The organism is Phyllobacterium sp. A18/5-2 (assembly GCF_025452215.1).
Classification (GTDB): domain Bacteria; phylum Pseudomonadota; class Alphaproteobacteria; order Rhizobiales; family Rhizobiaceae; genus Phyllobacterium; species Phyllobacterium sophorae.
The window spans coordinates 3606767-3621570 of sequence record NZ_CP104966.1; the positions used below are offsets into that span (position 1 = coordinate 3606767).

The 14804-nt window shown below is 55.9% G+C and carries 14 protein-coding genes and 1 pseudogene; 5 read left to right on the plus strand and 10 right to left on the minus strand.

Features of this window, described 5'->3' with window-relative positions:
* Positions 1–3 precede the first annotated feature (3 nt).
* Together N8E89_RS17985 and N8E89_RS17990 are read left to right on the plus strand one after the other, a co-directional pair.
* A complete protein-coding gene (locus tag N8E89_RS17985) occupies positions 4–966 on the plus strand; it encodes a hypothetical protein (protein ID WP_262260657.1) in 963 nt (320 codons plus the stop codon).
* A 4-nt stretch (positions 967–970) separates the two neighbouring features.
* The gene (locus N8E89_RS17990; RefSeq protein WP_262260659.1) at positions 971–1183 is read left to right on the plus strand and encodes a hypothetical protein; all 213 of its coding nucleotides are present in this window, start codon (positions 971–973) and stop codon (positions 1181–1183) included.
* Between the two features lie 181 nt (positions 1184–1364).
* On the opposite strand, the gene N8E89_RS17995 is transcribed toward N8E89_RS17990, so the two are convergent.
* From N8E89_RS17995 to N8E89_RS18010, 4 genes are all read right to left on the minus strand, one after another.
* Positions 1365–1478 carry a hypothetical protein gene (locus tag N8E89_RS17995; RefSeq protein WP_262260661.1) on the minus strand — a complete coding sequence of 38 codons (114 nt, stop codon included), beginning with the start codon at positions 1476–1478 and terminating at the stop codon, positions 1365–1367.
* 211 nt (positions 1479–1689) lie between these two features.
* A complete protein-coding gene (locus N8E89_RS18000) occupies positions 1690–3447 on the minus strand; it encodes a tetratricopeptide repeat protein (RefSeq protein WP_262260663.1) in 1758 nt (585 codons plus the stop codon).
* A gap of 122 nt (positions 3448–3569) precedes the next feature.
* A complete protein-coding gene (locus N8E89_RS18005; RefSeq protein WP_245448631.1) occupies positions 3570–3791 on the minus strand; it encodes a hypothetical protein in 222 nt (73 codons plus the stop codon).
* 397 nt (positions 3792–4188) lie between these two features.
* Positions 4189–4839: a hypothetical protein gene (locus N8E89_RS18010; protein WP_106663029.1), complete on the minus strand. Its 651-nt coding sequence runs from the start codon at positions 4837–4839 to the stop codon at positions 4189–4191.
* A 251-nt stretch (positions 4840–5090) separates the two neighbouring features.
* Between N8E89_RS18010 and N8E89_RS18015 the strand changes: the two genes are divergently transcribed.
* Positions 5091–6059 (plus strand): formylglycine-generating enzyme family protein, encoded by a 969-nt coding sequence (locus N8E89_RS18015; protein ID WP_262260665.1) that lies wholly within the window; start codon positions 5091–5093, stop codon positions 6057–6059.
* 145 nt (positions 6060–6204) lie between these two features.
* Here the strand turns inward: N8E89_RS18015 and N8E89_RS18020 are convergent, their stop codons facing one another.
* On the minus strand, positions 6205–7695 hold the full coding sequence (locus N8E89_RS18020) for a cache domain-containing sensor histidine kinase (protein WP_262260667.1): 1491 nt from the start codon (positions 7693–7695) through the stop codon (positions 6205–6207).
* Between the two features lie 525 nt (positions 7696–8220).
* Between N8E89_RS18020 and trhA the strand changes: the two genes are divergently transcribed.
* Positions 8221–8877 carry a PAQR family membrane homeostasis protein TrhA gene (gene trhA, locus N8E89_RS18025; protein WP_245448630.1) on the plus strand — a complete coding sequence of 219 codons (657 nt, stop codon included), beginning with the start codon at positions 8221–8223 and terminating at the stop codon, positions 8875–8877.
* A 30-nt stretch (positions 8878–8907) separates the two neighbouring features.
* Here trhA and N8E89_RS18030 read toward each other — a convergent pair whose 3' ends face one another.
* The 4 genes and pseudogenes from N8E89_RS18030 to N8E89_RS29385 all read right to left on the minus strand — a co-directional run bounded on the left by N8E89_RS18030 (position 8908) and on the right by N8E89_RS29385 (position 13379).
* Positions 8908–9303 carry a UCP034077 family protein gene (locus N8E89_RS18030; RefSeq protein ID WP_262260668.1) on the minus strand — a complete coding sequence of 132 codons (396 nt, stop codon included), beginning with the start codon at positions 9301–9303 and terminating at the stop codon, positions 8908–8910.
* A gap of 156 nt (positions 9304–9459) precedes the next feature.
* Positions 9460–10389: a substrate-binding domain-containing protein gene (locus N8E89_RS18035; protein ID WP_245448656.1), complete on the minus strand. Its 930-nt coding sequence runs from the start codon at positions 10387–10389 to the stop codon at positions 9460–9462.
* 71 nt (positions 10390–10460) lie between these two features.
* A complete protein-coding gene (locus N8E89_RS18040) occupies positions 10461–11741 on the minus strand; it encodes an ABC transporter permease (protein ID WP_262261954.1) in 1281 nt (426 codons plus the stop codon).
* A gap of 38 nt (positions 11742–11779) precedes the next feature.
* A pseudogene (locus tag N8E89_RS29385) lies at positions 11780–13379 on the minus strand (sugar ABC transporter ATP-binding protein).
* Positions 13380–13465: 86 nt separating this feature from the next.
* Between N8E89_RS29385 and N8E89_RS18050 the strand changes: the two are divergent.
* Complete coding sequence (locus N8E89_RS18050; RefSeq protein WP_162707077.1) at positions 13466–14170, plus strand: GntR family transcriptional regulator; 705 nt, start codon at positions 13466–13468, stop codon at positions 14168–14170.
* A 7-nt stretch (positions 14171–14177) separates the two neighbouring features.
* On the opposite strand, the gene N8E89_RS18055 is transcribed toward N8E89_RS18050, so the two are convergent.
* Complete coding sequence (locus N8E89_RS18055) at positions 14178–14750, minus strand: DUF1349 domain-containing protein (RefSeq protein WP_262260671.1); 573 nt, start codon at positions 14748–14750, stop codon at positions 14178–14180.
* Between the last annotated feature and the right edge of the window lie 54 nt (positions 14751–14804).

Consider the following 14804-nt stretch of genomic DNA (forward strand, 5'->3'; position numbering starts at 1 on the left):
TCTATGGTGGACGACCCCAATCACCCCCGGCCCTTTCTCATCGCCCGCGGAGGGCCGTTTTATGACCTGCAACTAAAGGCGAAATTAATTCGCGGCAAGGGTCTCAATCCGGTCGTCCGCGCACTTGTCTTCGTCTCGTTGGCCTGGGGTGTTCCATTGATTCTTAGTGTAGTGGCGGGTACGGCCCTCGGACCACTCGCGGCTCGTCCCTTTCTGCTCGATCCCGGCGCCTGGGCGCGTTTCTTTCTAGCGATCGGCCTCCTCGTTTTGGCGGAAACACAGATTGAAGAGCACCTGCGCGAAAGTGTCCGGCAACTCTTCGACGGGCGGCTCCTCACGCCAAAGTCCCTTGGTCTGGCCAAAGCGGCGGTGGCCAGAGCCCTTCGCCGGCGAAACTCAACGCCGGCCGAACTGATATGTCTGCTGCTGGCACTGCTGGCTTCCGGCGTTCTCTTGATGAATGACCAGAATGGTACATCGTCATCATGGGCGACAACGATCAACGATGCCAGCACATCGCTCAGCCCGGCGGCGTGGTGGTCAATCATCGTCAGCAATACGCTCTTCTGGTTCCTGGTGGGACGTGCTCTGTGGCGGCACATCATATGGTCCCTGCTGTTGCGGGACCTTTCGCGGCTGGAAACCCGGCTCGTCGCCAGTCACCCGGATGGCCATGGTGGTCTTGGGTTCATCGGCAAGTATCCCAACGCGTATGTGCTATTCACGGTTGCCGTGAGTGGCGTCATCTCGGCAGCTGTAACCCACCAGGTCCTGCACGGCACATTCACGGTTTCGGCGCTCAGTACCATCATGGGTTTGTGGCTTGCATTGATATTTGCCTATTTCGGAATTCCGCTCATATGTTTCATGAGATTGCTTTCCGACCTCAAGAAAAAGCTCACTGCTGGCTGCCGCGACCCGCGGAACCGAATACCAGCGGCAGGCCGAGCGGAAAACGCTGGGTAGAAATGTGATCGCGGATGAAGGCAACGTAACCGAGGATGAGATTCCGGACCCCGCAAAGTTCTATGAGGCCGCCAAGAAACTCTCCCCAATGCTGGTGACCAGAGCAACGCTCGTCCCGGTATCTGCGGCTGCGCTATTGCCATTTGCGGCGGCCGGCTTCACGCAGCTTCCCGTCAAGGAACTCATTCCGGTTCTCAAACACCTTCTGCTGTTTTGAAACTGGAGCGCGCTAACCGCCTTTTGTCCCGGTATTGAAAGCATCAGCGTTCTCCTGGAGCCTCTCGGCCAGCATCGTATAGGCAACATAGTATTTATAGATGTTGCCGACGTACTGGACCGTCTCCCTACCCGCTATTGAAGCGGCGGAATTCTCGACATTCCCAAACCACACATTCTGATCAAGGCCCGTGGCGGAACTTGTTCAAGTTCCCCGGACCGGCATTGTAAGCCGCAAATGCCAGCAACTGCCGGTCACGTTCATTCAAACCGGGTTCGTTGATATAAGTATCCATCAGGTAGCGCAGATATTTGGACCCGGTCTCGACGTTGCGGTCTTCGTCCTTTTCGATGCCTACCCCCTGTGCATGTTTGTAAACCTCCGCTCAACGTGCCGGCAGCGCCCATATGTGGATCTGCATCGCGCGCTTATAAGCCAGATCGCTATATCGCTTCTTGATGACGTCCTGACCGGCGGGTGTCCCGAAGCTCGCGGCGATGCCGCCTCTAGTTGGCGGCGTCCGCCACGGGGCGAGGCAAAGGGACGCCCGCCTTGATCAGTCCGGCGGCAAGCTGGTCAATAAGTGCAGGCACATAGTGCCTCGCCGTCATGTCAGCGCGGAAAGACGTCCAGAAATGTTCGCGATAAGAACTCACGCGATGTGCCGCGTCTTTCGCACTCCCGGCTTCCTTCAATTGCCCGGATGCTGCTATCTCAAGAATATTCGCCACATAATTGTCAGAACGTCCCATTTGCTGGACCCGAAGGAGGGCTTCGGCAAATTCTCCGCGCCGGTAGGCATCAAGAGCCAAAGTTAGGCCCGTGTCGGTATTGGGGACGTTTTCGATCATGCCAGCCTTAATGGCCAAACCGGCGCCCTCCGCCCATCTGCCATGGGCAAAAAGCAAAGAACCCAATCGGGCTGGTATGACGCTGTTGTTCGGATTGAGCGACATCGCCCGATACCCGGACGCGAAGGCCGCTTCCATTTGTCCAGTTCGAAACAGGGCCAGCATCTGAGCATAGCTGGCACGATCCGACGTCGGCGCGAGAGTGACAGATCGATTTGCAAGTGCGAGTGCGCGCGCGGTCAATTCGGCCGACACTTCCGGCGCCTCCAACTCCAGGAGTACGATTGCCAGCTCAGCGTTGACGTCAGGATCATTGGGTGCCGCCAGGAGCGTGGCATCGAGGCAAGTCTTGGCTTCCCACAATTCATCGGGGTTGAACTGCTCAACTGCCACAGCAGAACGAAGAATACAGCCATTACCAAAGGTTGGCGCAGTCAGCTCACGTGCCAGTTCAATGCTGTTGATCGCGCCGCGGGTGCCGGCGAACCGGGTCGCAAGGTTCGTGACGAGCTCGCGCCGGACATCGGTCTCTGATTTCTTGTCCACCAAGACCCGTTCGACTCCTGAGTGCAGTGCTTCCCCGGTTACAGGATTGACGATCTGCCACCAGACCGCGCGATCTGCATCTGCTGGGTGGTATTTGAGGATAACGTGATAAGGACTTGTCGTTCGTTGCGCAGAGTTGAACGACAGCGGCCCGGGGGCGGCCTGTGCGGCACCGGCAGCGACAACATCGGGCGTTTGACCAGCGGCAAGCTTGAGTGTCTGGAATTGCGACAAAGCTATCATCAGATAGTCACGGATAAGTCCGGCCTCGATATCTGTCTGGTTACCTGCCAGCTTCATCTCGACTGCGACACTAGGCTTGTCCGAGAATACAGGTGATTTGGCAGAAACCAGCCAAATTGTGACAAAGGCTGCCGCGACAGCGATAACCGAAACGATAAAACTGCGCTTCGAGGCCGTGTTCCACCACCCGGAGTATAATCCCTCAAATCTGGGTTCGTCGGCAGCGTCGACATCATCGAGGTTGTCCCCCTGCGGCGGTGCTTTTGTGAAGACCGGGATATACCTTCCGCGCGGCAATTCTATGCGAACGCTGCCTTCTTCGGCACGGGATTCATAATACTGAGCAAGGGATGCCCTGAGCCTTGTCGCCTCTATGCGGACAATCGGATCAGTCGTGGGGTCAAAACTGGAGGGACGGCCGAAAACGTCAACCGCAATCGTGTACGCCTTTACCGCACCGCCACGCCCTTCAAACATTTCTTTGGCGACAAACCTCAGAAAATTCCTATTGCGCTCCGTCGAATGGAATTGTGAGTCGGCAAGGAGCCTGTCCAGCTCCATCTGAGCCTCCAGCTCTGTAACCCCTTCCGTTTCCGGTAGGTCGACATTCGCGTCAACTTCCATGGCAGAACCCCGCAATTTTCATCCCAGGATACAATCGAACGGAACGTTCCGCGACGCCATAGGGTGAACACCCTAGGTTGTAGCGGAATTGTACTGATACGTTTAATTTACGTCTCGCAAGTTCAGATCATCTTAGCGCGCATGCAAATGTCGATGACCTCTCCCTCGAGATCTGAACACAGCGTTTCGTATTCGGCAATAAGTTTCAGATCGTCGGAGCCATTTCGCCGCAAACGATCGAGTGTGGAGCTTGCTTCGTCAAATGCATCACACAAGCTCAGCAGGGTGGGATTTCGGGCGCTGAGCATCTGCAACCGTCCACGCATTGCGGGCAGTTTGAGCATCAACTTCCAGAGTCCCCGTTGCTCTGACGCCGTCGACATCGCCTTAATTTTGAACCTGCTCCTGGTTAATCGGTTCGGATTGTGAACATACGCACAAAGTACACAAATCGATGACAGCGGATTTGTGCACCCACCAACATGCAATAATGTCCAATAGGGTGTTGCTTGGGAGTACGTTACGGTAAACGCCATGTCGTATCTTGGTTCGACAGGGCGGATACGGGAATTATATTGAAGTATTTTCGTTAGATGTCCGCTCGCATGAGCCTCTTGCCTGCCTGATCCAGGTGACGGATTTTGTCCAATTCGCGTTACTGTTACGTACTCGCTTTAAATCGCAACGCGCGACGTGCCGGTCCAATGTCAGCGGTGGCAGAGTGATTGCGCTCGGCAAATACTATTTCGTCGTGATCTGACCAAACGATACAGCATTGATCCTGCCGTCTTCCAGTCTGTAGACAAGCGCCTGCAACGTCGTAAACCCATTATTATCCGGTCCAGCTTCATTCGAATACCGAATGATCCCGTCTTTCACCGATGTGCCAAAAGCGCTCTGTAAATCTTGTTCACGGTCTTTCAAGCCAGGTACCGGGAGCATCCATACGGTGAGTGTCTCAGGTCCCTGCGAACAACCCGACCGCGCCGTATCGCTTTCCTCCGCCGCCACCATCGTCAGGAGACGCTTCGAACCGCTGCCTTCTCCATTGGAAATGAACCAAAGGTTCGAGGCGTGACCGTCGAGCGCCACCTGAAAACACAACCAGCTCGCCGCCCCCGTTCCTGCACCGCGTGTTCGGATTTCGCCTCCGAACTGTTTCTGGATCTCATCCAGAGCGGTCCGACCGAATCCGATGTCGAGTGTATCGGCCTTCACCCGGTTATCGAAAGGCCTTGGAATGGGATGGGAGGTCGCTTTGGCAGCTCCACCGGATAGGACAAGCGAGGGAAAGCCGGACAGCTTTACATCGTCGGCCCGGGCCTGCTGGAACAAGAGCAAACTTGCAATGAATGTAATGACAGAGATGATCGGGAAACGTGTCGCACTCATCCAGGGCTCCTGTTGATTAGTTTGAGGATTCCGATCTTTGATCAATCCTGGAGGAGAACGAAGTACTTAACTGTTACGGCAGCAGTTTTATCCGAACTCGCGTCACGCGCGATGTGCATCGATTCTGGAACCGCCTGCCCCGTCCAGTTTCACATCCTCACCCCTTGAACAGCCGTTTGTAACCGTAACGTACTTCAGTTGGCGCCCCTTCTTATTGATGCTGGACCAGACGAATTCGGAGGCGAGACAGGATGACAGCTATAATCCGGCGGGAGACCCTCAAGGAGCCGTCCGTTTCCGAGGACGGGCTCGTCTGGATACCCGGGAAAACCTTCACGATGGGTTCGGACAAGCACTACACCGAGGAAGCGCCTGCCCATCCGGTCGAAGTCGATGGTTTCTGGATTGACGAAACCCCCGTCACCAACCGTCAGTTCATCGAATTCGTCAAAGCTACAGGATATGTCACGCTCGCAGAAAAAACGCCCGATCCGACGGACTATCCCGGCGCATTGCCTCATATGCTCAAGGCCGGATCGCTGATGTTCGATCCGCCAATCCGTCCTGTCACAAGCCCCGACATCACCCAGTGGTGGACATTCAAATTCGGTGCCGATTGGAGACACCCATATGGACGCCGAAGCGACATAAGGGGCAAGTTCGAGCATCCCGTTGTCCATGTCGCCTTTTGCGACGCCAAGGCTTATGCTGACTGGGCGGGCAAGGATTTGCCAACGGAGGCCGAGTGGGAACTCGCCGCACGCGGCGGGCTGGTCGACGCCGAGTTTGCTTGGGGTGACGAGATGACGCCCGGAGGGCGGCTAATGGCCAACACCTGGCAAGGCATTTTCCCCCATCACAACCTTCGCTCCCAAGGCGATGACCGAACATCGCCCGTCCGTAGTTTCCCATCAAACGGATATGGCGTTTACGACATGATCGGAAATGTATGGGAGTGGACGGGCGATTTCTGGTCGACCCGCCACCCCGAACCCGCGGCAAAAGCTTGCTGCATTCCCGTCAATCCCAGGGGTGGAGCGATGGACTCCAGCTACGATCCAGCCCAACCGGAGATTCGCATTCCACGGCGTGTACTCAAGGGCGGGTCGCATCTTTGTGCGCCGAACTACTGCCGGCGCTATCGTCCCGCCGCCCGCCATGCAGAACCGGAAGATACGTCCACAAGCCACGTCGGTTTCCGCTGCGTCAAGCGGCCGTAGCCCAACCAAGCGAGCGTCTTCGATGAGCAGTATTGCCAAGTCGGTGACCGCCAAGGCGGCGCGAAGTTCGTTCGGCGCGAGAACCGCATCGCCGTCTTCGGCAATGATGGTACACGTTCGAAAATTGAGTTATCCGGCGTGGTTCTCAGCCACGAACCTTTACCGATATCGTCGTCCCTTTTCTGCCCGTGGATATATCGAGCAATCCATCGAGCGGACGCAAGCGTGCCTCCATGCCGGAAAGACCGACGCCTATGTATTTGCGGTTGCGGCGTTCAATACCAACGCCGTCGTCTTTCACCGTGAGCGAAAGCATGGAGCTGGAGTCGCTTCCCTGCCGAACAAGCCTGATCGTCGCGGTGCGAGCCCGGGAATGCCGGTAGATATTGGTCAGCGCTTCCTGCACGATACGGAAAATAGCCAGCTCCACGCCAGGCGGCGGTCTCTTCGTCCCGATTTCGGGCGAAACCCGCAATTCAATTTCCAGCCCACTGCGCTCCTCAAAGCCAACGACGAGAAGTTCCAAGGCATTGGGTAGCCCGGACTCGTCAAGCATCGGCGGATGCAGCAGGTATGAAAGTGTTCGCAGTTCCTCATTGCTTTGAGATATGAGTTCCGCCGTGCGCGCCAACGCCTTGGACGTTTCGTCATCGATATCGCGCATGCGGGATTTCACATTTGCCAGTTCCATGGCTGCGCCGATGAGGTGTTGTCCGGTGGAATCGTGCAGGTCCCGTGCGATCGAGCGCCGTTCATCATCTTGCGATACCAGAACACGCTCACTCACTTCCCGGAGAGACTCGTTCGAATACACCAGCGCAATCGATCGGCGGCGTGCGAGCCATGCCGTCGCCATGAAGGCCGCGAGGGCTGCTGCCAGAACAGCTCCGTAAACCCGAATCGACTGCCGCCACCCGGAAAGCAGCTTGCCCTCGTCTATGCCATAACTCACATAAAACGGAAACTCCTCGACCTTCCGGTAGGCCACCAGGCGGTCGTCTCCTTCTGTCGATGAAATATTCTGAATGACGCCCGCATCGGGATGTTCGGACACCGCATCGGGGAACCAGGGGGGCACTGCGGTGCTTCCTTCCAGGAAAGGAACATTTACGATCACTTTTCCATTGTCGCGCAGGAGTTGAGCAACGTCCGATGGCGAGGCCGCTCCCTTGAACAGTCTGGAGAAATATTCGATCGGCATTGTTATCAGTATCAAACCTTCAAACTTCCCGTCGGGTCCACGCAATGACTTGCTCATCGTCAAGGACGGCTTGCCGTAAACGCGGCCAATCAATGGCTCGCCGATGAAAGTCGCATCCGAGGGATTGTCACGATGGAACCGGTAGTAATCCCGATCGGTGACGCTGAACGATTTTGCCGGAAAACCCTCGCTATAGGACACCAGGGAGCCGTCCTGGTTGACGAGAGCGATGACACCCGAATGCTTCAGATATTGCTTCTGTGTCGCCAACAGCTTCGATACCCGTTCCGAGGCAATAATTTCAGGCCAGGGCATCGGATCGATCTCCGACGCAATGTTCTGCAAGACCATGTCATTCGCCTCGAGTAACTTGCTGACATAGGCCTCCAGTAGCGCCGTCTTCTGCCTCAGCTGGATCTTGGACTGCGAAATCATGCGGTCCCTGCTCTCAAAGACACCAACAACGAACACCATGACGATGGCAGCGACGGCGAGAAGCAGAAAAAAGCCCGTAGGGCAGTAAGGACGAAGCGCGCGCGTTCATCACAGTGTTGCCGGACAGGCTCTTTCCGTCGGGGAAGATCAGGCCAAAGCGGCGCAAAAGTGCCGGAGCGAGCACCCAGTTCCAGCGATCACCGTATCTGCGCAGAATATTCAATGGCCGCCCCCGACGCAGCAAGCGAACACTCCGGTGTTCAAGTTCTTGCACTTCTCTTCCAATATTCCCCAGAGGAGGAACTGAACATAGTATAACAGTGTTACATATTTTCCCTATCCGCGCATCGGGCTCTTCCTGGCCGGGTTGGCGCGACTGTCATGCCCCCTGGGGGACGTCGCCAGACGGCCGGGACATGCGACACGACCGGACCTGTCGATCCGGGTCTATTGCACGGGGCGGATTTTGGTTGTTTATCCATTGGAATGAAATAGGCTGGTAACCCTAATCAACAAGGAAGCTCATTGCAGACACCACCGACACGCGCCCTACCCGTTACGATATTCCGGAATTATTCGGGGGCAGAGTTGTGGGCGGATGGCGCGGTTCATATTGTCGGCGTCATTCTCGCCGTTATCGCATCGACGACCCTGCTGACGATCGTACTCAATCAACCAGCCGGAGGCACATCGGCGGCAACCGCGATCTATCTTGCAACGCTCGTTCTCTCGATGGCGCTTTCCGCGGCCTACAATATATGGCCGATTTCCCCGGTGAAACGCTTGTTGCGGCGTTTCGACCATTCAGCGATCTATCTGCTTATTGCTGGGACATACACGCCGTTCATGGCCAAGAGCGGTACCTGGTGGCTCCTCTCCGGTGTATGGGTGATTGCGGTGGCCGGGATCATGTTGAAAATTCTGAAACCAGACAGATTCGACAGGCTGTCGATCGGACTTTATCTCGCGCTGGGCTGGAGCGGTGTTGCTGCCTATCATGAACTGGCGGGGGCCCTTTCAGCTTCGGTACTCTGGCTGATACTCGCCGGCGGCATGGTCTATTCGTTGGGCGTCATCTTCCACGTGCTTGAACGCCTGCCGTTTCACAATGCGATCTGGCACGCTTTCGTCCTCATCGCGGCCGGCATACACTTCGCCGCCGTTTATTCCCTGGTTGTCTGATTGAAGCGGCTATAGACCCTCGACAGACCTTCACTGTGTATTGACTGTAGGCGTTACGCCAGAATTATCCGGCGCACTGAAAGGCATCGTAAATACCTGACCGCCAATGCCTTCCGCCAGTCCTGAGGAAAAAGTCAGCGGCGTACAGGCGCTCAGTGCGTTGATGGCAGACTCAATAAATTGCTGGCGCGCTTTGTCGTCGCCTTCGACATTGATGTTGGTGGGCCGAGGCTTACCAAACAGACTTCCATCACGCTTGAAACTGAAACTGAGCGTCACGGTGCCCTTCAAACCTGATGGCGCGGTCCAGCAGGTATTGATCGCACGTCCAACATCAGCCATGGTTTTGAGGGGTTCAGCGAAAGAAGGGGTCATCAGCGAGCCCAACATGAAAATCGTCACGGTGAGTATGACATCTTTCTTCATCTCGATTCTCCTGCCTATCAATGCTCCCAACAAGGAATTGGCCACAGCATTGAGCGCCACCAGCGTCGCCGATGCAAACGATTCAGCCAAACGCGGTAAACGGGCACATGCCTGGGGCGGGCCGCGCGATCACGCGGCTCGCCATTTCATTCGACATTACAGACCGTTGGCTTTCAAAATCGCCGGGGCGTTTTCCTTTGTAATCGCTTCCGTTTCAAGGACGATCTTCTTTTCAACTTTTTCTCCAGCCAGCACTTTCAGCGCTTGGCGCAGTCCTTCGGCCCCGGGCGTCGGGTAGAGGAATGTCGCTGCGAGCTCACCTTTGTTCACCCATTGCACACCTTCATTGGGAAGACCGTCCACCCCGATGAAAAGTATATTCTTTTCCCGGCCCGCATCCTTCGCCGCAAGATATGCGCCATAGGCCATCGGGTCATTGTGGCCGTAGACCATCGTTATGTCCTCATGGTTGCGCAAGGCGGTTGCCATGATGTTATAGGCCTGATCCTGCTTCCAGTCGCCCGATTGCTTGTCGAGCAAATACTTGATGCCTGGCTCTGCATCGGTATATTTGTGAAAGCCATTGCTCCGGTCATGACTGGCCTGCGTTCCAAGGCCGCCCCATATCTCGACGACCGTGCCCTTGGCTTTGCCCTTGCCGCCGAGGAGATCGACGGCATATTTGCCGGCTGCCTCCCCGATGACGACATTGTCTCCACCAATCCACTGCGTGAACTTGTCGGTATCGACGTTGCGATCGAGTACAATGACCGGAATCCCGGCATCCATGGCTTTCTCGACAACGCCGGTGAGACCAGCCGATTCCTTGGGTGAAATCAGGATGGCATCCACTTCTTGCCGAATGAAATTCTCAACGTCAGCCACCTGTTTTTCCGTCTTGTCCTGGCCATCCGCGACCAGCAATTCGACATTGGCGTGTTTCTTGGCCTCGGCCTCCAGATCCTTGTTGAATTGGACACGCCAGGGCTCCACGGTTGTCGTCTGGCTGAAGCCGATCACATATTTGTCCTTGGCGTCTGCGGTGGGGACGTTGAATGCGAATGGGGCAATTAGCGCGGTTGCCATGGCCCATTTGGCAAGTTGTCTGCGAGTAATGCTCATTGTCTCTCTCCCTTGTGTTTTCTTTGTTATGCGACTCACTCACCGTGCCGCTGTCGATCGACTTGCTGGTTTTGCACGGATCTATCGGGCTGATTGCGTACCCTGAGTTGGGACAGGAAGAACAACCATCCGCTTGAACGCCGTTCCTGGAGCAATACGGCCACGATGATGATGACGCCCTTCAAGACGAGCTGGGTGTTACTGTCGATGTTGTTGAGCTGGAGAATGTTGCTGAGAAAGCCGAATATCAGAACACCGACCAGCGTTCCGATCATCGATCCTCGTCCGCCCATGAGGCTGGTGCCGCCGATAACAACGGCTGCAATGGCATCCAGCTCGAGTCCCATGCCCGCATCGGGCTTCCCTTGACGATACTGTGCGACATAGAGAATACCGGCAAGTGCTGCGAGATAGCCCGAAATGGCGTAGACGGTGATTTTAACCCGCCACACTGGGACACCTGCCAGGCGAGCGGCTTCCTCGTTGCCGCCGATAGCGTAAACGTAGCGCCCAAACTTTGTAAACTTCAGGACGACCCAAAACAGGACAATAATGCCGGCAAAGATAACACCCGGAACGGGCACGATTCCGAATATCAGCGAGCGTAGAGCTTCGAAGTTCTCCGTCGCGTTGCTGCCCGTATAGACGGGCCAGACGGCCGTATTCTGGCCCGCGGTAAGGCGTGCTATTCCCAAACCCGCAACCATCATCGCGAGCGTTACAATGAATGGCTGCAGGCGTCCTCCGACAATGATCAGTCCATTCACGGTGCCAAGCATGAACCCGACGGCGGGCACCACGAGAAGTACCAGCAGCACACCGGCTTTCGCGTCGGAACTCGACGCTATCCAAAGAGCAATGGCGAAAGCCGCTACGAGTACAAGGATCGCGGCGACCTTTGAATTGGCCGGCGGGTTGTCATGGGTGGAATTCGTAAAGCGGCTTTGCAGCTTGAGTCCGAATGCAGCCACGCCAAACAGAAGCAGGAAAGCCAGAAGGAAAACGGCGGGAACGCCAAGAAAATAGGCAGCAGACCACCCCTCATTGGTCAGGAGCATCGCGCAAACCACTGATCCCAAGGCAAGGACGGATCCAACCGACAGATCGATCCCGGCGATCAGGATAACCAGCGTCATCCCGACAGCGGTGATGCCGGTGACCGAAATCTGACGGAAAACGTCCGACAGATTTCCAAACGAAAGAAAGATGTTATTGCCTTTTGATGAGACGGGTGAAGAAAGCACGCCCACAAGGAACAGCAGGGCGAGGCCCCAATAGAGCTTAGTCGCCTTCAAGACGTATTTCAGCCGTTCCATGCCGCTCGATGATCGCATGATTTTCTCGCCCGTACCGGTCATGCAGCTTCTCCCGCAAGCGCATTGCCCAACGGCGTCGCCAGCTCCATCACCCGCTCCTCGGAAAACTCACGACTCTCGACGATGCCAGTCGCCCTGCCCTCGCACATCACAAGAATACGGTTTGAAAGCGCGAGAAGTTCCGGCAATTCCGAACTTACCATGACGATTGCGGCGCCGGAATCCGCGAGCTTCTTGAGAAGGTCATAGATTTCGTCCTTGGCGCCAACGTCGATGCCCCGTGTCGGTTCATCAAGCAGCACAACGCTCGGTCTGGTTTCCAGCCACTTGCCGAGAACAATCTTCTGCTGGTTTCCGCCACTCAGCTCATCGATCCTCTGATCGGGTCCTTGGCAACGAACCCGCATCGCCTTTATCATCCGGTTGGCAACGGCGTTCTCCCGAAATCTGGTTATCCAGCCGAGTGGTGCAATCCATGGAAGGGAAGGCAAGACGGCATTCGAACGAATATCGGAATGCATCAACAGCCCCGTTCCCTTGCGGTCCTCGGTCAGGAATGCAATGCCTTTGGAGACAGATCCGCGCGGTGTAAGTGATTGGGCATGGACGCTGACCCCTCTATGCCGGATCGAGCCCGAGCGTTTGCCGATCGCCGCTCCAAAAATGAGCTCCAGCACTTCAGTCCGGCCAGAGCCAAGCAGACCGCCTACGCCTAGGATTTCGCCAGCACGGAGATCGAAGCTCACATCGTTGACAACGCTGTGGATCTCGTCCGCGAGAGTTGGGCCTTTGCAGGCCGAGATTGCGTACGGACAAGACGACCGGATTATCGGAAACTGACGATTTGGCTTCCTGCTTTTTGAGTTCGCGCCCCACCATCATGCGAATAACATCACGCTCGCTGATTTCACCGGAATGCCGCGTCGCAATGAAATTGCCATCACGCAATACCGTGATCTTGTCGGCGAGAGCGAAGACCTCGCTCATGCGATGTGAAATATAGACGATCGCAACGCCTTTACGGGCGAGCGCGCGTACAAAGCTTGCAAGCCTCTGTGCTTCAGCTTCCGACAAGGCGGAGGTCGGCTCATCAAGGACGAGCACATCCGCATTCAAGGAAAGAGCGCGCGCAACTTCGACCAACTGCTGCTCGCCCACACGAAGATTCTCAACATCTGCGCGCGGATCGATATCAATTCCGAACTTCGCGAGAATGTCGGCACTCCGCGCTTCGATCTCTGCATAGTCGATGAACAAACCGGCCTTAAGCGGCTCCCGTCCGAGAAAGATATTTTCCGAAACACTCAGGCTTGGAATAAGGTTGAGTTCTTGATGGATGATCGCAATACCATTGCGTTCCGCCTCTTTCGGAGTCGCAAAATCGACCTCACGACCGCGAACGGTCATTTGCCCGCTGGTACGGCGATGAACGCCGCTCAAGACTTTCACGAGTGTCGATTTTCCTGCGCCGTTCTCACCCATGACCGCATGGATTTCACCCGCATGGATATCAAGATCGATGCTTCTCAGCGCTACCACGTGAGCAAAGGATTTGCTGATCCCACGCAACGATACGATTGGGAATTGGCTGTCCAAAATGCTCCTCCCAAAACATTCTTTCCAGTTAGCGTGTAACATGTTAGATGTTATTGAGGCAGAGTCAATCGGTTGAGTGGCGATCGATTTTCGGCAGTGGAAACGGTATTCTTGGGGGTGACTGGATCTTGCAGCTTCGTTCTTCGAGCAGGAACTACAGGGAGCAAAAAGTCGTCTCGGTCACGCGCAAGGACCAAGTCTATACGATACTGCGACAGGCGATCATTTCATCGCAGCTCTCCCCCGGAGAGGCCATCCGCAAGGAACTCGTGGCCTCACAGCTCGGTGTTTCACGAACGCCCGTGAGCGACGCGATCAACCGCCTGGCCGATGAGGGTCTGGTCGAAATTTATCCCCAAACGGGAACCTTTGTAGCAAGACTTTGGCTGGATAAGATCGAAACCGCGCAATTTGTGCGCATGGCCCTCGAAACAGCAGCGATCCGCCGAACCGCCGAGCGCAGCACACCAGAACTCCTGGCCCGCCTGCGACAAAATCTGGAGCGCCAAAGGAAAGCCGCGGACAGGCTTGATTTTGAGCAGTTCTACGAACTTGACGAAGCAATGCATGACATGATCTGTGATGCCGCGGGATTGGCAGGTCTACGTGAGATCGCTTCGAAGGAGCGGAGCCAGATCGATCGCGTCAGACGGCTCCTGCTCCACTATGAGACGCGCATGATCGAGACCCTGATCGAGCATGAGGCAATCATTACTGCTATTGCAGAGAAGGACGCAAATCGGGCCGCCAAGGCAATGGAGACCCACATCTCTCAAATGGGCAAACTGCTTCTGCATCTGCGCGAAAAGCGTCCGGAACTTTTCGGGAGTTAAGAATCGACTAGCCGTGAAGATCGCGAGCAATCGCGGGGCCCACACTCAGGTTTTGAAACACGGCCTCGAAACCGCCCCGTTCTGGCGAGCAGGCCATGACGCCCACTAGAGCGTCGGCGCTCGAAAACGGCGCCAGACGGGCGAGCTGCCACGGCGCCCCGTTAACTGAAAATTGCACGCGAACCGCATTGTCATGTCGCGTCAAACGCACCGCGACTTCGTCGTCCTTGCCCGAACCGTGCAGGGGGATGACTGACCAGTCCGACGTGCCGTTTGTGACGACCACGCTGAAATGCATCAGTCCGTCCGTGTATTCAATGCCGGTCTTGATCCAGTTGCGTTGATCAATTCGCAACATGAGTCCAGCTTGGTCGTAGAGTTGCTGATAGTCACCCCGGACAGTTGCGCTGGCGGTAAAATCACCGCTGACTGGCGTCAGATAAGCGTGACCGTTGTCACGCTGAAATCCGTAGAACGTTTCCTGCCAGAAATCGGTCTTTTCGTCTGTCGTAAGCCTGAGCTCCAGCGTGTCGCCGCTGAATGTAACAGGTTCGTTCAACCAGCTGAAGTTCTTGCCCATTTCCCCATCCTCAGTTTGCCTCACTCGGCGCATCTTTATCGACATTGCGGTCTC